The following is a 21,304-nucleotide window of genomic DNA, read 5'->3' on the forward strand; positions in this document are numbered from 1 at the left end:
TTCACGCAGCGAACTGCGTCTTACATCATGACGACGTCAAATTGCTCCTGGTTATAGAGCGGCTCAATTTGTACTTTTACCTGTTTGCCGACAAAGATTTCCACTTCCGCCAGCGCGTGCGACTCTTCACCTTTCAGCGCTTCAGCCACCGCAGGGGAAGCATAGACCAGAAAACGATCGGAGTCGTAGGCATGATGAACGCGGACAATTTCACGCATGATCTCATAGCAGACGGTCTCCACCGTCTTTACGGTGCCGCGTCCGTGGCAGGTTGGACACTCGTTACACAGCACATGTTCCACACTTTCACGGGTCCGTTTACGCGTCATTTCCACCAGCCCCAGCTGTGAGAAGCCGTTAATGCTGGTTTTCACGCGATCTTTACTCAGCGCCTGCTCAAGCGAGTGCAGCACACGACGGCGATGGTCTTCATTGTTCATATCGATAAAGTCGATGATGATAATGCCACCCAGGTTGCGCAGACGAAGCTGGCGCGCAATGGCCTGTGTCGCTTCAATGTTGGTATTGAAGATAGTGTCATCCAGGTTGCGATGACCGACAAACGCACCGGTGTTGATGTCCACGGTGGTCATTGCTTCGGTCTGATCGATGATCAGATAACCGCCGGACTTCAGTTCAACCTTGCGCTCCAGCGCACGCTGGATCTCATTTTCGACATCATAGAGATCGAAGATTGGCTGACGCCCGGTGTAATGTTCCAGCAGGCCAGGCATTTCCGGAATGTACTCAGCGGTAAATTCGAGCAGCGCTTCGTAGGTGAGGCGCGAGTCCACGCGGATTCGGTCGAGCTGAGCATCAGCAAAATCACGCAGCACGCGCTGGGCAAGCGCCAGCTCACCGTACAGCTGATAGCGGGTCTGGTTGCGTTTTTTACGCTCCATCACCTTGGTCCAGACGCGCTTCAGGTAAGCCGCATCGGATGCCAGATCCTCTTCGCTAACCCCTTCGGCGGCGGTTCGGATGATAAATCCGCCCTGTTCGTCGCAGTAGGCGCTGACCACTTTCTTAAGGCGCTCGCGCTCGCTTTCACTTTCAATACGCTGGGAAACCCCCACGTGCGACGCGCCGGGCATAAAGACCAGGTAACGGGAAGGTAATGTGATGTCGGTTGTCAGACGGGCGCCTTTGGTGCCAAGGGGGTCTTTCACCACCTGCACCATCAGATCCTGCCCCTGACGTACCAGCTCCGAAATGTCGCGTACGGCAAACTGCTTTTGCTCTTCGCCTGCGACACACTCGGTATGCGGCATGATATCGGAGGCATGTAAAAATGCCGCCTTATCCAGTCCAATATCTACAAAAGCCGCCTGCATACCCGGCAGTACGCGGCTGACACGACCTTTGTAGATATTGCCTACTATTCCGCGTCGCGCTTCACGCTCAATATGAATTTCCTGAAGAATGCCACCATCAATGTAGGCCACACGGGTTTCCGATGGCGTTACGTTTACCAACAATTCAGCCGTCATAATTATCCCTTCCCTCACGCAGTGAGTTAAAATTGCTCAGCAACTCATACGTTTCCACCAGCGGTAAGCCGACTACGGCGTGATAGCTGCCATTTATCTTCCTGACAAAACAGCCACCCAGCCCTTGAATACCGTATGCACCTGCTTTATCCATCGGTTCACCGCTGGCAATATACGCGGCGATCTCGTCGTTGGTCAGTACTCTGAAGGTCACATCCGTCACCACCAGACAATCCAGCACGTGCTTGCTGTCCGCCAGCGCCACCGCGGTCATCACCTGATGCGTATGCCCGGACATTTTGTGCAGCATATGTGCTGCATGCTCAGCGTCTCGCGGTTTCTCAAGCACTTCACCGTTAAGGATAACGATGGTATCCGCCCCCAGTACCGGCAGGTCGCGTGGCACGCACGCAACGCCAGCCTGCGCTTTCTCACGCGCCAGGCGAGAAACATACTGCTGAGCACTTTCGCCCTCAGCACGTTTTTCTTCGATGCCGGTAACGATACGTTCAAAAGCGATGCCCAACTGCGTGAGCAACTCCTGACGACGTGGAGAACCGGAGGCAAGATAGATAGACGTCATAGAAACCTTTTACTGCACAGCAAACTGCTGGCGAACCTTACGCATCAGCAGGAACAGCCACGGCCAGAGCACACCGTTGACTACACTACTCCAGAATACTTCGGGTCGGAAAGAGACGTTGATCACTAAAAACTCTGCCCAGAAAACAACGATATCCGCGGCAAGCGACAACAACATCACGACCAGCGCCTGTTGCCAGAGCGCGAGGTTACGAAAGAGCTGGAATTTGAGTGCAACGAGATATGCAATGATGCTCATGGATAACGCACGAACACCCAGCGTTGAGCCACTAATGAGATCCAGTATGGCACCCATTACAAAGCCTGTGCCAACATTTACGCGGTGCGGCAGGGCAAGGATCCAGTAGAGCAAAATGAGCAATACCCAGTTTGGCCGGTAAACAAGAATGTCGTCCGGCCAGGGCATTATCTGCAGCAACAGCGCGATGAGAAACGAGAGCCAGATAACCCAGCGTCCCTGGCTACGATAACTGGCCACTACTGCCCTCCGGATGAGAGTTTAGGCGGTGGCGGCGCATCCGTTATCCCGGTCGCCGGCGCGGGTACTGGCGCAGGTGGCCCCATCGCATCCGGAGCAGGAAGAACCTGCGGCATCATCTGCATCAGGCGCTCATTGGCAACGCGATGCACCTCTTCAGGCGTCATTGGGTTGGCACCGTTACGGTCGGCTCCCCACAGCAGCAGCAGGTAGCGAAGACGCTGTAAACCCGCCGTTGGACGCGCCTGAATCACGGTGTAGGCACGCTGCGTATCAAGCTTCACAGAAGAGACAACCGCAACCGGATACCCTTCAGGGAAACGTCCACCCAGACCGGAGGTGACCAGCACGTCGCCCACACGGATATCCGTGTTGGCTGGCAGGTGCTCCAGCTGAAGATCGTCCGTGCAGCCGTTACCCGCCGCAATGACGCGAATATCGTTACGCAGAACCTGAATAGGCAGCGCATGGGTGGCATCACAGATCAGCAGTACACGGCTGGTCAGTTTGGCGACGGCGACCACCTGGCCCACCACACCTTTATCACTGATAACAGGCTGACCTTCATACACACCATTCACGCTACCTTTGTCGATCACCACCTGATCGCTGTAAGGATCGTTTACGGTGGAGATCACCTGCGTCACCATCTTCTGCTCATCCTGACGCAGCGGCGATCCAAGCAGCTCACGCAGACGCGCATTTTCCTGCTTGTATTGCCCTAACATCAGCAGTTCGCTGTTTTTCAGCAGCAGTTCCTGGCGCAATGCCCGGTTTTCAAGTTCGAGTTGGTCACGTGAGGACAGCGTTTGAGAAACGGAGTCGAGCAGTTCACGGGGACCATTGGATATAAAGTAGAAAGGACTGACGGCGGTATCCATGTACGTTCTGATCTGGCTGAACGTACCGAGGCGGCTATCGGCAATAATGACACCAAGCGCAACCAGAACCGCCAGGATCAGGCGAAACTGTAGCGAGGGGCCACGGCTAAAAATTGGCTTCATAGGCTATGCGTATTCTCGTGTCAGAGAGAAAGGGTAGCGATTCGCTACCCTTTCACCATGACTACTCTTCGCTGAACAAGTCGCCGCCGTGCATGTCGATCATTTCCAGCGCCTTGCCACCACCACGGGCGACGCAAGTCAGTGGATCTTCTGCAACTACGACAGGAATACCTGTCTCTTCCATTAACAGGCGGTCGAGGTTACGCAGCAGCGCACCACCACCGGTCAGAACCATACCGCGCTCAGAGATATCGGACGCCAGTTCAGGCGGGCACTGTTCCAGCGCAACCATCACCGCGCTCACGATACCGGTCAGCGGCTCTTGCAGCGCTTCCAGAATTTCGTTGGAGTTCAGGGTAAAGCCGCGTGGCACACCTTCCGCCAGGTTACGGCCGCGCACTTCGATTTCGCGAACTTCATCACCCGGATAAGCAGAACCGATCTCGTGCTTGATGCGCTCAGCGGTCGCTTCACCGATCAGGGAGCCATAGTTACGGCGCACGTAGTTAATGATCGCTTCGTCGAAACGGTCACCACCGATACGCACGGAAGAGGAGTAAACCACGCCGTTCAGGGAGATAACGGCCACCTCAGTGGTACCACCACCGATATCAACCACCATCGAACCGGTAGCTTCAGAAACAGGCAGGCCTGCACCGATAGCCGCAGCCATTGGCTCTTCAATCAGGAACACTTCACGCGCGCCCGCACCCTGAGCAGATTCGCGAATTGCGCGACGTTCTACCTGGGTCGCACCGACCGGCACACAAACCAGCACACGTGGGCTTGGACGCATGAAGCTGTTGCTGTGAACCTGCTTGATGAAGTGCTGAAGCATTTTTTCAGTCACGAAGAAGTCAGCGATAACGCCGTCTTTCATTGGGCGGATCGCGGCGATGTTACCTGGGGTACGACCCAGCATCTGCTTCGCGTCATGACCCACTGCGGCTACGCTTTTCGGCGAGCCGGCACGATCCTGACGAATGGCCACAACAGAAGGCTCATTCAATACGATGCCTTGTCCTTTTACATAAATAAGGGTATTCGCGGTACCCAGGTCAATGGACAGGTCATTGGAAAACATGCCACGAAATTTTTTCAACATACTAAGGGATAATCCTGAAAGCTGGGGCGGAAAACAAAATCCGCTTACTTTACCAACCACACGCAGCAGCGACAAGGCGCAAAAATCACCTGCTGCGGTGAAAATTTGTGCAGTACGTTTCCTTCTGTTACAAATTCATCCCCTGACTCCCTCAGGGCTGAGTACACAGTAGCGTTCCTCACTTTCATTTGTAACCCGCTAAAGGTCGTTCACTGGCTTTTTGCTCGTCATACTCAAAGCTACAGGCGCGATATTCTACGTGAAAACAGCGTAAACGGCAGGTCAAACAGAGTATCTTTGCAAATATTTTTTCACATTGGTGTCAAGCGGCTGAGAGGCGGCAAAAAAATCCCCCTGACCACCCATCACACCACGCTCTGTCAACATCTGCCATTCGCCTCTGGAGCGCACGCCCGTGGCAAATACTTGTGTTCGCGTTCCCTTACACGCTTCCACCAGACTCTGCACCAGCAGCTGGTTTTCCGTGCGCTTTTCAATATTCCTGACCAGCCCCGGATGTAGCTTTAATAATTCCACATCCAGCTCCTTGATCCAGCTGGTACTGACCAGCGTCAGGCCCGCCTGTGTCACCGCCACACGCGCACCCAGCGCATTGATCAAACGTACCACCGGACGTAACCGGCTGATGTGTTGACCAACATCCGCCTCTGCAAGTTCAAAAATAATGTGTTTGCGTTGCGATTTTTCGCATTGCATTAATGTATCGCGCAGCCAGCGTTGAAAACGCGGGCGAATTAACGACTCGACGGTCACCTGTAATGCCAGACTTTCTTCAGGCCAAAAAGATAAAAACGGAATCAGTCGGCTAATTTGCTGACGGTCATACTCTTCGGAGAGTCCAAATTGCAGGACCATCGGCAGATATTCCGCCGAAATAACCTCTTCCGTGCCGTCGAAAATGCGACACATTAATTCACGGTGGTGAACATGGCCGTTTTTCATCACCGCTGGTTTTTGATAAAGGCGGGGGCCACCGCGGCTCAACATTTGTTCAATCAGGGTACGCCAGCGCACATTGCCACGCCCTTTCTCAGGCAGGGAATCGTCATATACCGCCCAACCGTTCGCCCCTTGCAGCACTGCGTTACGGGTTGCCGCTTCCGCATGCTCCATCACCTGTTCAGTTGACTGCCCGCCGCGCCAGGCGCAGATCCCCATATGCACCATATCATCCCGGTCGAGCATTTTGCTCTGCGGCAGCGCATCCACCGCCTTCAGCAACTGGCTGGCGATGCTCTCTGATTCCTTAAGTGTGCGATGGGGTAACAACACCGCAAAGTCGCTGCGGTGATAGCGCGCCAGCAGCGCGCCGGGATAGCGCATAATAAAAGTCGACAGCAAGTTGATGAGCGTAAAGAGGTTCTCTTCCGCCACGCGGCGTCCCCAGGTATCGCGCAGGAGATCGAAATCCGGCAGACGAACCATCATGACGACCCCGTGCGTTCCCACTTTTTCCGGGTCGTCCAGCAGCGTGGCCAGTTGATTATCAAAGAACAGGCGGTTATTCAGACCGGTTTTGTTATCCTGCGCGGCATAGGAACGGATCAGCGTATCCATGCGGCTGCGCTGATCGCTGGCGAACTGAATTTCGGAAAGCAGCGTGTCCAGCGCGCTGCTGGTGCTGGACGGCCACTCATAGACCGACCCCCGCACCTGCGGGCCGCGCTCCCCGTTGAGTATTCGCACGGAGCGGTTTTCCAGCAGCTCCTGACCGGAGAGCTGACGGCGTAGCCAGCGAACCGCAAGAAAAATCAGCAGGACAATAAAGGCGACGGCAACGGTGAGTGGCGCGGTGGTCATCATCGAGCGGAAATAGCTGGCCATGGGATCGAGGTAGACCAGGCGTATCGTCATCCCCGGATTTTTAAGGGAATGGACATTCACTTCCCGATACTGGCTCACGACGCCCGCAGGCCGATAGCTCCCCTGACGCTGATGGCTTAATACCGGATGCTTTCCCTGCGTAATGTCGACCTGCACAATATCAACCGGTACCATCAATTCATCCAGCTCGCGGGAGAGTTCCGGTAGCGGAGTGGTAATCAGACGCGTATCAATAACTGACGCAACAGACTCAACCCGGTTGACCAGCTTGTCCTGAATGGCGTTATAAAAGCTCAGGGAGCAGCCAAGGAGCGTGACAAAAATGGTTAACCCCGTCAGCAACGTGATAAAAGCTGAGAACTTCGTCGTTAATCGCATCCTTGAGATTACTCCGTGGGTTGATGGGTAGCGAGTAAGCGCTAACTTGCATTTCAAATGCGCCATACTACCAAACCTGGTGTATCTGGCAATTTATTGCGTTAAATCGGCATAGCGTTTCATTGAGCGAGTATAGTCTTCAGAACGCATTTTCCAATCATCAGAATAGTGAGGATCCTGTATGCAGGCTTTGATCTTAGAACAGCAGGACGGCAATACAGTTGCCTCGGTGCAAGCCCTTGATGAGAGCCGTCTGCCCGAAGGCGACGTCACCGTCGACATCGACTGGTCCAGTCTGAATTACAAGGATGCCCTGGCCATCACCGGCAAAGGTAAAATCATCCGAAATTTCCCGATGGTGCCGGGGATTGATTTTGCAGGCCACGTTCATTCCAGCGAAGATCCGCGGTTTCATGCCGGCCAGCAGGTGCTGCTCACCGGCTGGGGTGTCGGCGAAAATCACTGGGGCGGGCTGGCAACGCAGGCGCGGGTGAAAGGCGAGTGGCTGGTGCCCGTGCCTGCTGGGCTGGATGGCCGCAAAGCGATGATTATCGGTACCGCAGGCTTTACCGCCATGCTGTGCGTCATGGCCCTTGAAGATGCCGGTATCCGCCCTGAGTCAGGCGAGATAGTCGTGACCGGGGCCAGCGGTGGCGTTGGCAGCACGGCGGTGGCTTTACTGCACAAACTGGGGTATCAGGTCGCCGCGGTCTCAGGCCGTGAAAGCACCCATGACTACCTGCGTCAGCTTGGTGCCAGCCGCATTCTTGGCCGCGACGAATTTGCCGAAACCCGTCCGCTGGAAAAACAGATCTGGGCCGGAGCGGTGGATACCGTCGGAAATAACGTGCTGGCAAAAGTGCTGGCGCAGATGAACTACGGTGGCTGCGTGGCGGCCTGCGGTCTGGCGGGCGGTTTTGCGCTGCCAACCACCGTTATGCCCTTTATCCTGCGTAACGTGCGCCTGCAGGGTGTGGATTCCGTCATGACTCCGGCGGCCCGTCGTGCAGAAGCCTGGGAGCGTCTGGTACGCGACCTGCCTGAGTCCTTCTTCACGCAGAGTGCAACCGAAATCGCCCTCAGCCAGGCGCCGGAATATGCCGGTAAGATCATGGATAATCAGTTTCATGGCCGCGCGCTGGTAAAAATTGCCTAATCTTCAAATTTTCGTGACATATTCGCGCTAATCCTTCTCCTCCGTCATGCTTAGAAAAACGCATGACGGAGGATGCCATGAAAACCCGAAAACTGACGGAAGCCGACGTAACGTCCGAATCTGTCTTTATGTTACAGCGCCGCCAGATCCTGAAAATGCTTGGCATCAGTGCCACCGCGTTGACGCTCACACCTGCGGCTCACGCTGATTTGCTCGACTGGTTTAAAGGCAACGATCGGCCAAAAGCCCCTTCAGGTGCCCCGCTCACCTTTACGAAACCTGCCGAGTGGCAAAACAAACTGACGCTCACGCCAGAAGATAAGGTCACCGGTTATAACAACTTCTACGAATTTGGGCTTGATAAAGCCGATCCTGCGGCCAATGCAGGCAGCATGAAAACCGATCCGTGGACGTTGAAAATTGACGGCGAAGTGGCAAAACCCTTAACGCTGGATCACCACGATCTCACCACCCGTTTCCCGTTAGAGGAACGCATTTATCGTATGCGCTGCGTGGAAGCCTGGTCGATGGTGGTACCGTGGGTAGGTTTTCCGCTGCATAAGCTGCTGGCAATGGTTGAACCCACCAGCAATGCGAAATATGTCGCATTCCAGACGCGTTACGCCCCGGACGAGATGCCAGGCCAGAAGGACCGGTTCATCGGCGGTGGGCTTGCATATCCTTATGTAGAAGGATTACGCCTTGACGAAGCCATGCATCCTCTTACCCTTCTGACCGTCGGCGTTTACGGTAAAGCGCTCCCGCCGCAGAACGGCGCCCCCATCCGGCTAACGGTACCGTGGAAATATGGCTTCAAGGGCATTAAATCGATCGTCAGTATTAAGCTCACCCGTGAGCGTCCGCCCACAACATGGAATCTCGCCGCGCCGGACGAATACGGTTTCTTCGCCAACGTGAACCCGCATGTCGATCACCCACGCTGGTCGCAGGCGACGGAACGGTTTATCGGTTCCGGCGGGGCGCTGGATGTGAAGCGTCAGCCCACGCTGCTTTTTAACGGCTATGCGGATGAAGTGGCGTCGCTCTACCGTGGCCTCAATTTACGGGAGAACTTCTGAGTGCGTTTAACGGCAAAACAGGTAACCTGGCTGAAAGTGCTGCTGCATTTAGCCGGGTTGCTCCCTTTTATCTGGTTGTTCTGGGCCGCCAGCCAGGGGCTCTTTAGTGCCGATCCGGCTAAAGATATCCAGCACTTTACCGGTCGGATGGCTCTGAAATTTTTACTGGCGACCTTGCTGGTTTCGCCGCTGGCGCGCTACGCTAAACAGCCATTATTGATACGCACACGTCGGCTTTTAGGGCTATGGTGTTTTGCCTGGGCCACGTTGCACCTGACCAGCTACGCGCTGCTGGAACTGGGGATTAACAACCTGGCACTGCTGGGCCGCGAACTGGTCACGCGTCCTTATCTGACGCTGGGCATTGTCAGTTGGCTGGTGTTGCTGGCATTAGCGCTGACATCTACGCAATATGTGCAGCGAAAACTGGGTAAGCGCTGGCAGTTGCTGCACAACTTCGTCTATCTTGTCGCGATCCTCGCACCCATCCATTATCTGTGGTCCGTGAAGATCCTCTCGCCTCAACCCATCCTCTACGCGCTGCTGGCTTTGGCGCTTTTAGCATGGCGTTACAAGAAGTTCCGCCAGTGGTTACGATAGTTCGCGAAACTGTGCGTTTTCCCGCAGATTACTTATCAACCGCCATTCTTTTTCGGATAGCGGTTGATAATCTTCCCTGATAAGACCAGTATTTAGCTGCCAAATGCTACGAAATCGTTATAATGTGCGACTTTGGTTTTCCTGAATGCATTTTAGGAAAGTCATCAGGTGACTTTCGCGTTTCAAAGGTATATTTTGGTTTTTACCCGAGATTCGCAGGAGATAGCGACACAATGGCAGAAAAATTCCGAATCTTAGTTTTAAACGGACCGAACCTGAACATGCTCGGCACCCGTGAGCCAGAGAAGTACGGCACGCTGACATTGAGTGAAATTGTTAACCGTTTGGGCACGGAAGCAGCGTCATTGAATGTGGATTTGGATCATTTTCAGTCAAACGCGGAGTACGCACTCATCGACCGTATTCATCAGGCTAAAGACACTGTGGACTATATCCTGATCAATCCGGCCGCGTTTACGCACACCAGTGTTGCTATCCGCGACGCACTGCTGGCGGTGAGTATCCCGTTTATCGAGATCCACCTCAGCAACGTGCACGCCCGAGAGCCGTTCCGCCACCATTCGTATCTGTCGGATATCGCCGCTGGCGTTATCTGCGGACTGGGCGCAGACGGTTATTCATACGCTTTACAGACAGCGGTAAAACGCCTGTCACAATCACACTAAACAAGAGTACGGAACCCACTCATGGATATTCGTAAGATTAAAAAACTGATCGAGCTGGTTGAAGAATCAGGCATCTCCGAACTGGAAATTTCTGAAGGCGAAGAGTCTGTACGCATCAGCCGTGCAGCCCCAGCCGCTAGCTTCCCGGTAATGCAGCAAGCTTATGCTGCGCCAGTGCAGCAGCCTGCGCTCTCTGCAGCCGTTGCACCAGCCGCAACTGAAGCCGCACCTGCCGCTGCAGCAGAAATCAGTGGTCACATCGTACGTTCCCCAATGGTTGGTACTTTCTACCGCACCCCGAGCCCGGACGCGAAGGCGTTCATCGAAGTGGGTCAGAAAGTCAACGTAGGCGATACCCTGTGTATCGTTGAAGCCATGAAAATGATGAACCAGATCGAAGCAGACAAATCAGGTACTGTGAAGGCGATTCTGGTCGAAAGTGGTCAGCCGGTAGAATTTGACGAGCCGCTGGTCGTCATCGAGTAACGAGGCGAACATGCTGGATAAAATTGTTATCGCCAACCGCGGCGAGATCGCACTGCGTATTCTTCGTGCCTGTAAAGAACTGGGCATCAAGACTGTCGCTGTGCACTCAAGCGCGGACCGCGATTTAAAACACGTATTGCTGGCGGATGAGACGGTCTGTATCGGCCCGGCTCCGTCCGTAAAAAGCTATCTGAACATCCCGGCAATCATCAGCGCCGCTGAAATCACTGGCGCGGTGGCAATTCACCCGGGTTATGGCTTCCTCTCCGAGAACGCCAACTTTGCTGAGCAGGTTGAACGCTCTGGCTTTATCTTCATCGGCCCGAAAGCTGACACCATCCGCCTGATGGGTGACAAAGTGTCTGCAATCACCGCGATGAAAAAAGCCGGTGTTCCAACCGTTCCAGGTTCTGACGGCCCGCTGACTGACGACATGGATGCAAACCGTGCACATGCTAAACGCATTGGCTACCCGGTGATCATCAAGGCGTCCGGCGGCGGCGGCGGTCGCGGTATGCGCGTAGTGCGCAGCGACGCTGAACTGGCACAGTCCATCTCCATGACCAAAGCGGAAGCGAAAGCAGCTTTCAGCAATGACATGGTGTACATGGAAAAATACCTGGAAAACCCACGCCACATCGAAATTCAGGTGCTGGCTGACGGTCAGGGTAACGCTATCTATCTGGCAGAACGTGACTGCTCCATGCAGCGTCGTCACCAGAAAGTGGTCGAAGAAGCACCAGCACCGGGCATTACCCCGGAACTGCGTCGCTACATCGGCGAGCGTTGTGCCAAAGCGTGTGTCGACATTGGCTATCGCGGGGCGGGTACCTTCGAATTCCTGTTCGAAAACGGTGAGTTCTACTTCATTGAGATGAACACCCGTATTCAGGTTGAACACCCGGTTACCGAAATGATCACCGGCGTTGACCTGATCAAAGAGCAGCTGCGTATCGCTGCCGGCCAGCCTCTGTCCATCAAACAGGAAGAAGTAGTGGTCAAAGGCCATGCGGTCGAGTGCCGTATCAACGCCGAAGACCCGAATACCTTCCTGCCAAGCCCGGGTAAAATCACGCGTTTCCACGCGCCGGGTGGCTTTGGCGTGCGTTGGGAGTCTCATATCTACGCCGGTTACACCGTACCGCCGTACTATGACTCAATGATCGGTAAGCTTATCTGCTACGGCGAAAACCGTGACGTGGCGATTGCCCGCATGAAGAACGCCCTGCAGGAGCTAATCATCGACGGTATCAAAACCAACGTTGATCTGCAGATGCGCATCATGAGCGACGAGCACTTCCAGAATGGTGGGACGAACATCCACTATCTGGAGAAAAAACTCGGTCTCAACGAGAAGTAAGAAAGCATCTATGCTAAAAGGCCGGTTTAACCGGCCTTTTTTATTTCTGGGGATCGTCAAGGCCCATCATGTACAATCCCCGCTTTCTTCATCCACAAGGGACAAAAAATGGACAAACGTTTTGTTCAGGCCCATAAAGAAGCGCGCTGGGCGCTGTGGCTGACCCTTCTCTATCTTGCCGCATGGTTGGTAACCGCTTACTTACCTGATTCTGCAATTGGCATCACCGGCCTGCCTCACTGGTTTGAAATGGCCTGTCTGCTGGTACCGCTGATTTTTATCCTGCTGTGCTGGGCAATGGTGAAATTCATTTATCGCGATATCCCGCTGGAGGACGACGATGCAGCTTGAAGTCATTCTGCCGCTTATCGCGTATTTGTTGGTCGTGTTTGGCGTGTCCGTGTATGCCATGCGCAAAAGGGCAACCGGCACCTTCCTGAACGAATATTTCCTCGGCAGCCGTTCAATGGGCGGCATTGTGTTAGCGATGACGCTCACCGCCACCTATATCAGCGCCAGCTCATTTATTGGCGGTCCCGGGGCAGCCTATAAATATGGGTTAGGCTGGGTGCTGCTGGCGATGATCCAGCTCCCGGCTATCTGGCTTTCGCTGGGTATACTCGGCAAGAAGTTCGCTATTCTGGCGCGTCGCTATAATGCCGTGACGCTGAACGACATGCTGTTTGCCCGCTACCGCAGCCGTTTACTGGTATGGCTGGCAAGTCTAAGCCTGCTGGTCGCCTTTGTGGGTGCGATGACGGTGCAGTTTATTGGCGGTGCACGTCTGCTTGAAACCGCAGCAGGGATCCCTTACGAGACTGGCCTGCTTATCTTTGGGATCAGTATCGCGCTTTATACGGCGTTTGGTGGATTCCGCGCCAGCGTACTGAACGACACCCTGCAGGGCATGGTGATGCTCATCGGAACCATTGTGCTGCTGGTGGGGATTGTCCATGCGGCAGGCGGCCTGAGCCATGCTGTTGAAACCCTGGAAGCGATTGACCCGAAACTGGTCACTCCAGAGGGCGCAGATGACATTCTTTCACCCACCTTTATGACCTCCTTCTGGGTGCTGGTCTGCTTCGGCGTCATTGGACTGCCGCATACCGCTGTACGGTGTATCTCCTATAAGGACAGTAAAGCGGTCCATCGCGGCATTATTATCGGGACCATTGTGGTGGCGATACTGATGCTGGGAATGCATCTGGCGGGTGCATTAGGTCGTGCGGTGATCCCAGATCTTACCGTGCCCGACCTGGTGATCCCTACCCTGATGGTTAAAGTCCTCCCCCCCTTTGCTGCCGGGATTTTCCTTGCCGCACCGATGGCCGCCATTATGTCGACGATCAACGCTCAGTTGCTGCAAAGTTCCGCTACGATTATCAAAGATCTCTATCTGAATTTGCGTCCCGAGCAGTTGAAAAACGAACGACGCTTAAAGCGGATGTCTGCGGTGATCACGCTGTTATTAGGGGCGCTGCTGCTGCTGGCCGCCTGGCGTCCACCGGAGATGATCATCTGGCTGAACCTGCTTGCGTTTGGCGGCCTTGAAGCTGTTTTCCTGTGGCCGCTGGTGCTTGGCCTGTACTGGGAACGCGCGAATGCTGCGGGCGCGCTAAGCGGCATGATTGTTGGCGGTGTCGTGTACGCCGTGCTCGCCACCTTTAAGATCCAGTACCTGGGCTTCCATCCAATTGTGCCTTCGTTACTGTTAAGTTTACTGGCGTTTGTGGTGGGGAACCGTTTCGGTCAACCCGTCCCACAACCCGCTATGATGTCTACTGATAAATAAAGAGTTTTGCCATGCCGTGGATCCAACTAAAACTGAACACAACCGGCGCTCACGCCGAAGAGCTGAGCGATGCGCTGATGGAGGCCGGCTCGGTCTCTATCACCTTCCAGGACACGCATGACACGCCAGTCTTTGAGCCGCTGCCGGGCGAAACGCGCCTGTGGGGCGATACCGACGTGATTGGCCTGTTTGATGCCGAAACCGACATGAAAGAAGTGGTCGCGATTCTGGAACATCATCCTCTGCTGGGCGCGGGTTTTGCGCACAAAATCGAACAACTGGAAGACAAAGACTGGGAACGCGAGTGGATGGATAACTTCCACCCCATGCAGTTTGGCAAGCGTCTGTGGATCTGCCCAAGCTGGCGCGAAGTTCCCGATGAAAACGCGGTCAACGTGATGCTCGACCCGGGTCTGGCATTCGGTACCGGCACCCATCCGACCACCTCACTGTGTCTGCAGTGGCTGGATGGTCTGGATCTGGAAGGGAAAACCGTGATCGACTTCGGCTGTGGATCCGGGATCCTCGCCATTGCCGCACTGAAGCTGGGCGCCGCAAAAGCCATCGGGATCGATATCGATCCGCAGGCTATTCAGGCCAGTCGTGATAACGCCGAGCGTAACGGCGTTTCCGATCGCCTTGAGCTGTATCTCCCGGACGCGCAGCCAGAGGCCATGAAAGCCGATGTGGTGGTCGCTAACATCCTGGCGGGCCCATTACGCGAGCTTGCACCGTTAATCAGCGTGCTGCCCGTTGAGGGCGGTCTGCTGGGGCTGTCCGGGATCCTGGCAAGCCAGGCTGACAGCGTTTGCGAAGCCTACGCCGATCTCTTCACCCTCGATCCGGTGGTGGAAAAAGAAGAGTGGTGCCGCATCACGGGCCGTAAAAAATAAGAACATTTTTCGTACTGAGATGATGTTCTAAAATGCGACGCAGATCGCATAGAAGCGGGAGAATCTGCTGCTAAAAACAGCAGAATATCCCGCTCAACGGATTCATTTTTTGAGAAATGATGAGAAGTTACGGGAAATTGTAAGCGGTCATAAAATCGCCTTTAATACATAACATAATGATTTAAATAAAAAATAATTTTTATCATTGTGACTGGGTGGCGATTCCTTGATCTACAACAGTGGATTGTTCAAAGTTTGGCCTTTCATCTCGTGCAAAAAATGCGTAATATACGCCGCCTTGCAGTCACAGTATGGTCATTTCTTAACTCATGCGCATCGGACACCACCAGCTCAGAAATCGCCTGATCGCAGCCCCAATGGCAGGTATTACCGACCGGCCGTTCAGGACGCTGTGTTATGAGATGGGAGCCGGTTTAACCGTTTCCGAGATGATGTCGTCTAACCCGCAGGTCTGGGAAAGCGATAAATCCCGCCTTCGGATGGTGCACATTGATGAACCAGGTATTCGCACCGTGCAAATCGCCGGAAGTGTGCCTGAAGAGATGGCAGATGCCGCGCGGATTAACGTGGAAAGTGGCGCCCAGATTATTGATATCAACATGGGTTGCCCGGCCAAAAAAGTGAATCGCAAGCTTGCAGGTTCAGCCCTTCTGCAATACCCCGACCAGGTGAAGTCAATCCTGACGGCGGTTGTCAGCGCAGTGGACGTTCCTGTTACGTTGAAGATTCGCACGGGTTGGTCGCCGGAACACCGTAACTGTGTAGAGATTGCCCAACTGGCCGAAGACTGTGGCATTCAGGCCCTGACCATTCATGGACGCACTCGCGCCTGTTTGTTCAACGGTGAAGCTGAATACGACAGCATTCGGGCAGTTAAGCAGAAAGTTTCCATTCCGATTATCGCGAATGGCGACATTACTGACCCGCTTAAAGCCAGAGCTGTGCTCGACTATACGGGAGCTGATGCTCTGATGATAGGACGTGCAGCTCAGGGAAGACCCTGGATCTTTCGGGAAATCCAGCATTATCTGGACACTGGGGAGCTGCTTGCCCCGCTGCCTCTGGCAGAGGTTAAGCGCTTGCTTTGTTCGCATGTTCGGGAACTGCATGACCACTACGGCCAGGCAAAAGGGTACCGAATTGCGCGTAAACACGTCTCCTGGTATCTCCAGGAGCACGCTCCAAATGACCAGTTTCGGCGCACATTCAACGCCATAGAGGATGCCAGCGAACAGCTGGAGGCGTTGGAGGCATACTTCGAAAATCTTGCGTAATGAAATAAAGAGCTGACAGAACTATGTTCGAACAACGCGTAAATTCTGACGTACTGACCGTTTCTACCGTTAACTCTCAGGATCAGGTAACTCAAAAACCCCTGCGTGACTCGGTTAAACAGGCACTGAAGAACTATTTTGCTCAACTGAATGGTCAGGATGTTAATGACCTGTATGAGCTGGTACTGGCTGAAGTTGAACAGCCACTGTTGGACATGGTGATGCAATACACCCGCGGTAACCAAACCCGCGCTGCGCTGATGATGGGTATCAACCGTGGTACTCTGCGTAAGAAACTGAAAAAATACGGCATGAACTAATTTCGGTTAGCGAAATGCTTGTTTAAAAAGGCGCTACCTGGCATGGGGATGCGCCTTTTTTATTGCTCCACATCTGCCACCGTCAACGCTTTGTAAACCTTCGCTTTCCCCACTTTTCAACCGCCGCTTTTCGTGTATATTTCCACCACCTTACTGGCTCTCTTCTTCCGGAATGTCATAATGATTCGTAAATACTGGTGGCTGGTTGTCTTTGCTGTCTCAGTTTTTCTCTTTGATGCGCTGCTGATGCAGTGGATTGAACTGATGAGCACCGAAACCGATAAGTGTCGCAATATGGATTCCGTGAACCCGCTTAAACTCGTCAATTGTTCAGAGCTGGACTGAGCCGCCAACGTCGTCAAAAACCCCGAAATCACTTAATAAAAACGGGGATTTAAATCCCTTTGAGTCATTACCTTACGATGATAATGTCTCGCCCTTCACCACCGCCCTTGCGTAACCTCACACTCGAGTTGAACCGATCATGCTGGTTAGCCAATACAACCATATCCTTGTCGTCCTCTCCTTTGTTGTCGCTATCCTTGCTGCCTATACCGCGCTGAATATGGCCGCGCGTGTGGCGGGAAGTCAGGGCGTGGCAGCGCGCATCTGGCTGGCCGGTGGCGGTGTTGCAATGGGTATTGGCGTATGGGCGATGCATTTTATCGGCATGCTGGCGATGGATCTCTCCATGAGCATGAGCTACAACGCCACCCTGACGGGGTTATCGATGGTTATCGCCGTGGGTTCATCCTTGTTTGCGCTGTGGCTTGTCAGCTGCGAGCAGCTGCGTTTGCGCCGTCTGCTGCCCGGTGCACTAGTCATGGGAACCGGTATTGTGGCCATGCATTACACCGGCATGGCGGCCCTGGAGGTTACGCCCGGTATTATCTGGGATAAAACATGGGTGGCGATATCAGTCGCTATTGCGCTTGCTGCGTCGCTCGCCGCACTGTGGCTGACGTTCCGCCTGCGTCATGAGGCCGCTCAGGTCGCGCTGATGCGCATGGGTGCCGCAATCACGATGGGGATTGCGATTGCCGGAATGCATTATGCGGGGATGAAAGCCGCACAGTTTCCAGTGTCGACCATGGCTCACCATGAGGGGATTAACGGCAGCTGGCTGGCCGTGCTGGTGAGCGTTGTCGCACTCGCCATCCTTGGTATCACACTGCTGGTGTCGATGCTGGATGCGCGCCTGCAGGCGCGCACCTCTCTCCTCGCCTCGTCTCTGGCGGAAGCAAACCGGGAGCTGGCCCAGCTGGCGTTACAGGATACGCTGACGCGCCTGCCCAATCGTATCCTGCTGGAAGATCGACTCGATCAGGCCATCAACAAAGCAGATCGTGAAGGCACGCATTTCGCATTGATGTTTATGGATCTCGACGGCTTTAAAACCGTCAATGACGCCTACGGGCATGATGTCGGCGATAAACTGCTGGTTGCCGTTACGCAACGCCTGCTGCTCCCCCTGAAAGGCCAGTACACCCTTGCACGTATTGGCGGTGATGAATTTGTTCTGCTGGCAGAAGTTGGGGGGCCGGACGATGCAGCCTCCCTTGCTAATGCCCTGGTGCGCACTATCGATAGTCCATTCAATGTGGATCCGTATGAACTGGTGGTGACCCTCAGTATTGGCATTGCGCTTTATCCTCACGATGGCAAAACCGATCGCGAGCTGATGTTTAACGCCGATGCGGCGATGTACCACACCAAGCATATGGGCCGTAACGGTTATCACTTTTTCCAGCCCTCCATGAACACGCTGGCGCAAACCCATCTGCAGCTGATGAACGATCTATGGCTGGCCATCGATCGTAATGAGCTACAGCTGCATTATCAGCCCAAATTCCACGCACCGGCAGGCCCCGTACTCGGGTTTGAGGCACTCCTGCGCTGGCAACACCCGAAGCTGGGATTGCTGACGCCAGACCTGTTCCTGCCGCTGGCGGAAAAAACGGGACAGATCATTCCTATTGGCAACTGGGTTATCAACGAAGCCTGCCGCCAGTTGCGGGAATGGCACCTTAAAGGGCATCAAAACTGGTCAATGGCGGTGAACCTGTCGACACTTCAGTTTGAACAACCTTCGCTGGTGAGTACGGTGCTTGATTGTCTGACACGTCACCAGGTGCCGCCAGAAATGCTGATCCTTGAAGTGACGGAAACCACTGCGATGAGTAACCCGGATGAGAGCGTGCGGGTGCTGACAGAGCTGACGAATGCAGGCGTAAAAGCCTCTATTGATGACTTTGGTACCGGCTACTCGAGCCTGCTGTATCTTAAACGCTTACCCGCCTGTGAATTGAAAATCGACAGGGCGTTTGTAAAAGAGCTCAGTGGAGAAAGCGAAGATGCGACCATTGTCTCCGCGATTGTCGCCCTGGCGAAAACGCTGAATTTGAAAGTGGTGGCTGAAGGGGTGGAAACCGAAGCACAGCAAGCCTTTTTGACGGAACTGGGCTGTAATACCCTTCAGGGCTATTTGTTAGGAAAACCTGTCAGCGCGCAGACCATTGAAACGCTTTGCGAGCAGGGAGAGATCTTGCCCGACACCGAGTCGTAAGCCTCCTCACGTGGCGACACGCCCATCACCGGGAGTGTCGCCAGAATGTTATCGACCAGAGCAGGTGCCTGTTGATAGAGGTTGAAGCTGTCGTTATTCATTAACCAGTTTTTAATTATTCCGCTAAAAAATCCGTGGAACACTATCAACGTTAAATCCACATTCACCTGCGAAGAAATGATGTTTCGTGAAATACAGCGCTCCAGTGTCGCACGCAGAAAATCATTGTTGAAACCAATACGTTTCCTGATTTCATACTCGGAAACCATATCACTGGTAAATTCACACTTATGATACAAAATCTGTAACAGCGCGCACTGGCGAGGCTCATGCGCAATATATTGCAACGCAGTGATAAATTGCTCACGAAGCATTAACAAGGGATCATCTTTTTCGGAAAGAGAAAGTCTGTCGCGAATGAGATCGCGAAGCGGCAATTGCTGTTCCCAGATAGCATTAAATATCTCTGTTTTACTGGTGAAATGCCAATAGACGGCCCCACGCGTCACCTTTGCCGCATCGGCGATATCCGTCAGCGTTGTGTTGGTTACGCCACGTGTCGCAAACTGCCCGATAGCCGCTTCAATCAGCTGTTGACGGGTTTGTTGAGCCTCTGCTTTCTTTTTACGCGCCATGGACGACTACTCGTTACTCACAAGAATTAAGCTGTTTAGTAGGGTTTTGTAATCGGAAGTATTCATGAAAGACAAGGTGAATTCTGCACAAAAAAAGTCAATTCGCTTTATTTATAACTGAGGTAAATACATACCAATAATTAAATTCACAAAACAGATGAATGCCCTCTATGAAACATCACTCTCCTGATTACTTTTGTTAAAGTATATTGCTGTAAACGCAAAGCCTTCTTCTGATTTTCTTTCCTGCCGCATTTATCCGCACTTATAAATTAAAAAACATTAAATACCCTCATTATTATACGCAGCTACATTTTTTGTTTTTGTCCCCTGCCCTGTCACCGATCCACGGAAATATCGGTTAATGGGTATTTAAAGGAACAGTAATGACGAATCATTTCAGACGCTTGCCCTTAACCGGTTTTATTGTCTGCGCCGCACTGCTTGCCGGATGCGATGGGCAGGAAAATCAGCAACATCAACCGCAGCCGCCTCAGGTGAGTGTACACATTGTCAAAAGTGCCCCCCTCACTGTGACAACAGAGCTGCCGGGCAGAACAGATGCGTTTCGCGTTGCGGAAGTGCGTCCTCAGGTTAGCGGCATTATCCTGCGTCGCAATTTCACCGAAGGCAGCGATGTCAAAGCTGGCCAGTCACTTTATCAGATCGATCCCGCCAGCTATCAGGCGGCGTATGACAGCGCAAAAGGAGAGCTGGCGAAAGCCCAGGCGACAGCCAATATTGCGCACCTGACGGTGAAACGTTATCTCCCGCTGGTGGGCACACAGTATGTCAGTAAGCAGGAGTACGACCAGGCCGTTGCAACGGCTCAGCAGGCGGATGCCAGCGTCGTTGCTGCAAAAGCAGGAGTTGAAAGCGCACACATCAACCTTGCCTATACCAAAGTCACCTCTCCCGTCGATGGTCGCATTGGTAAATCCAGCGTGACCGAGGGAGCTCTCGTCACCAACGGCCAGGCAAACGCCCTGGCAACGGTACAGCAACTGGATCCGATGTATGTCGATGTCACCCAGTCCAGCAATGATTTTATGCGTCTGAAGCAGACAAGCCTGCAAAAAGGGGAGACCACCAGCACCGTCGAGCTGTTGATGGAGAATGGTCAGCCCTATCCGCTAAAAGGCACGCTGCAGTTTTCTGATGTGACGGTTGATGAAAGCACTGGCTCCATCACTCTGCGGGCGATTTTCCCGAATCCGCAACACCTGCTGTTACCGGGAATGTTTGTACGCGCCCGCATTAATGAGGGTACGCAGCCGAATGCGATTCTGATCCCACAGCAAGGCGTCACCCGCACGCCGCGTGGGGATGCAACTGTCCTGATTGTTAACGACAAAAACCAGGTTGAGTCACGCACCGTCGTTGCCTCTCAGGCCATTGGCGATCGCTGGCTGGTCACAGAGGGGCTGAAAAACGGTGACCGCGTGATTGTCAGTGGGTTACAAAAAGCCAAACCTGGGGCTACCGTCGTCGCCACACCCGATACCTCTACGACTCCAGCCGGTTAAGGAACGA

Annotated in this window: 21 protein-coding genes; 14 read left to right on the top strand and 7 right to left on the bottom strand. The window is 53.7% G+C overall.

Annotated features, from left to right (window positions below; genetic code table 11):
• Nucleotides 1-20: 20 nt before the first annotated feature.
• The 6 genes from rng to csrD all read right to left on the bottom strand — a co-directional run bounded on the left by rng (nucleotide 21) and on the right by csrD (nucleotide 6,903).
• On the bottom strand, nucleotides 21-1,490 hold the full coding sequence (gene rng / locus ACQG19_RS22380; RefSeq protein ID WP_014833490.1) for a ribonuclease G: 1,470 nt from the start codon (nucleotides 1,488-1,490) through the stop codon (nucleotides 21-23).
• Nucleotides 1,480-2,073 carry a Maf family protein gene (locus ACQG19_RS22385; RefSeq protein WP_222169058.1) on the bottom strand — a complete coding sequence of 198 codons (594 nt, stop codon included), beginning with the start codon at nucleotides 2,071-2,073 and terminating at the stop codon, nucleotides 1,480-1,482. Before ACQG19_RS22385 ends, rng begins: the two co-directional genes overlap by 11 nt.
• Nucleotides 2,074-2,082: 9 nt before the next feature.
• On the bottom strand, nucleotides 2,083-2,571 hold the full coding sequence (gene mreD / locus ACQG19_RS22390; RefSeq protein WP_013098985.1) for a rod shape-determining protein MreD: 489 nt from the start codon (nucleotides 2,569-2,571) through the stop codon (nucleotides 2,083-2,085).
• Nucleotides 2,571-3,575, bottom strand: coding sequence for a rod shape-determining protein MreC (gene mreC, locus ACQG19_RS22395; RefSeq protein ID WP_013098986.1), 1,005 nt, complete (start codon nucleotides 3,573-3,575; stop codon nucleotides 2,571-2,573). The genes mreD and mreC overlap by 1 nt, the downstream gene beginning before the upstream one ends.
• Before the next feature lie 61 nt (nucleotides 3,576-3,636).
• Complete coding sequence (mreB, locus tag ACQG19_RS22400; RefSeq protein ID WP_000913396.1) at nucleotides 3,637-4,680, bottom strand: rod shape-determining protein MreB; 1,044 nt, start codon at nucleotides 4,678-4,680, stop codon at nucleotides 3,637-3,639.
• Between the two features lie 282 nt (nucleotides 4,681-4,962).
• Entirely contained in the window at nucleotides 4,963-6,903 is a 1,941-nt protein-coding gene (gene csrD, locus ACQG19_RS22405; protein WP_013098987.1) for an RNase E specificity factor CsrD, read from the bottom strand.
• Nucleotides 6,904-7,084: 181 nt separating this feature from the next.
• On the opposite strand from csrD, the gene ACQG19_RS22410 reads away from it, so the two are divergent.
• The 13 genes from ACQG19_RS22410 to ACQG19_RS22470 all read left to right on the top strand — a co-directional run bounded on the left by ACQG19_RS22410 (nucleotide 7,085) and on the right by ACQG19_RS22470 (nucleotide 19,136).
• Nucleotides 7,085-8,059, top strand: a complete 975-nt coding sequence (locus tag ACQG19_RS22410; protein ID WP_062729657.1) for an MDR family oxidoreductase — start codon at nucleotides 7,085-7,087, stop codon at nucleotides 8,057-8,059.
• Between the two features lie 77 nt (nucleotides 8,060-8,136).
• Complete coding sequence (gene msrP, locus ACQG19_RS22415; protein ID WP_040021899.1) at nucleotides 8,137-9,138, top strand: protein-methionine-sulfoxide reductase catalytic subunit MsrP; 1,002 nt, start codon at nucleotides 8,137-8,139, stop codon at nucleotides 9,136-9,138.
• The gene (gene msrQ, locus ACQG19_RS22420; protein ID WP_246932432.1) at nucleotides 9,139-9,738 is read left to right on the top strand and encodes a protein-methionine-sulfoxide reductase heme-binding subunit MsrQ; all 600 of its coding nucleotides are present in this window, start codon (nucleotides 9,139-9,141) and stop codon (nucleotides 9,736-9,738) included.
• A gap of 233 nt (nucleotides 9,739-9,971) precedes the next feature.
• Nucleotides 9,972-10,424 (top strand): type II 3-dehydroquinate dehydratase, encoded by a 453-nt coding sequence (gene aroQ, locus ACQG19_RS22425; protein ID WP_013098991.1) that lies wholly within the window; start codon nucleotides 9,972-9,974, stop codon nucleotides 10,422-10,424.
• A gap of 21 nt (nucleotides 10,425-10,445) precedes the next feature.
• Entirely contained in the window at nucleotides 10,446-10,910 is a 465-nt protein-coding gene (gene accB / locus ACQG19_RS22430; protein ID WP_013098992.1) for an acetyl-CoA carboxylase biotin carboxyl carrier protein, read from the top strand.
• A gap of 10 nt (nucleotides 10,911-10,920) precedes the next feature.
• Nucleotides 10,921-12,270: an acetyl-CoA carboxylase biotin carboxylase subunit gene (gene accC / locus ACQG19_RS22435; RefSeq protein WP_003860388.1), complete on the top strand. Its 1,350-nt coding sequence runs from the start codon at nucleotides 10,921-10,923 to the stop codon at nucleotides 12,268-12,270.
• Between the two features lie 108 nt (nucleotides 12,271-12,378).
• On the top strand, nucleotides 12,379-12,621 hold the full coding sequence (locus tag ACQG19_RS22440) for a YhdT family protein (protein WP_013098993.1): 243 nt from the start codon (nucleotides 12,379-12,381) through the stop codon (nucleotides 12,619-12,621).
• Nucleotides 12,611-14,062, top strand: coding sequence for a sodium/pantothenate symporter (gene panF / locus ACQG19_RS22445; RefSeq protein WP_020687390.1), 1,452 nt, complete (start codon nucleotides 12,611-12,613; stop codon nucleotides 14,060-14,062). The genes ACQG19_RS22440 and panF overlap by 11 nt, the downstream gene beginning before the upstream one ends.
• Before the next feature lie 11 nt (nucleotides 14,063-14,073).
• A complete protein-coding gene (gene prmA, locus ACQG19_RS22450; protein WP_014833498.1) occupies nucleotides 14,074-14,955 on the top strand; it encodes a 50S ribosomal protein L11 methyltransferase in 882 nt (293 codons plus the stop codon).
• A 329-nt stretch (nucleotides 14,956-15,284) separates the two neighbouring features.
• Nucleotides 15,285-16,250, top strand: a complete 966-nt coding sequence (dusB, locus tag ACQG19_RS22455) for a tRNA dihydrouridine synthase DusB (protein WP_013098996.1) — start codon at nucleotides 15,285-15,287, stop codon at nucleotides 16,248-16,250.
• 23 nt (nucleotides 16,251-16,273) lie between these two features.
• Nucleotides 16,274-16,570 carry a DNA-binding transcriptional regulator Fis gene (fis, locus tag ACQG19_RS22460; protein ID WP_000462905.1) on the top strand — a complete coding sequence of 99 codons (297 nt, stop codon included), beginning with the start codon at nucleotides 16,274-16,276 and terminating at the stop codon, nucleotides 16,568-16,570.
• A 180-nt stretch (nucleotides 16,571-16,750) separates the two neighbouring features.
• Nucleotides 16,751-16,915: a DUF2556 family protein gene (locus ACQG19_RS22465; protein WP_013098997.1), complete on the top strand. Its 165-nt coding sequence runs from the start codon at nucleotides 16,751-16,753 to the stop codon at nucleotides 16,913-16,915.
• Between the two features lie 139 nt (nucleotides 16,916-17,054).
• Nucleotides 17,055-19,136 carry a putative bifunctional diguanylate cyclase/phosphodiesterase gene (locus ACQG19_RS22470; RefSeq protein WP_047023144.1) on the top strand — a complete coding sequence of 694 codons (2,082 nt, stop codon included), beginning with the start codon at nucleotides 17,055-17,057 and terminating at the stop codon, nucleotides 19,134-19,136.
• Here the strand turns inward: ACQG19_RS22470 and envR are convergent.
• Nucleotides 19,052-19,771: an acrEF/envCD operon transcriptional regulator gene (gene envR / locus ACQG19_RS22475; protein ID WP_129327543.1), complete on the bottom strand. Its 720-nt coding sequence runs from the start codon at nucleotides 19,769-19,771 to the stop codon at nucleotides 19,052-19,054. The two genes, ACQG19_RS22470 and envR, sit on opposite strands and share 85 nt — an antisense overlap.
• Before the next feature lie 386 nt (nucleotides 19,772-20,157).
• On the opposite strand from envR, the gene ACQG19_RS22480 reads away from it, so the two are divergent.
• A complete protein-coding gene (locus ACQG19_RS22480; RefSeq protein WP_129327544.1) occupies nucleotides 20,158-21,297 on the top strand; it encodes an efflux RND transporter periplasmic adaptor subunit in 1,140 nt (379 codons plus the stop codon).
• The last annotated feature ends 7 nt before the right edge of the window (nucleotides 21,298-21,304 follow it).

This window comes from Enterobacter cloacae complex sp. 277I4 (assembly GCF_050031465.1).
Lineage (GTDB): Bacteria > Pseudomonadota > Gammaproteobacteria > Enterobacterales > Enterobacteriaceae > Enterobacter > Enterobacter cloacae.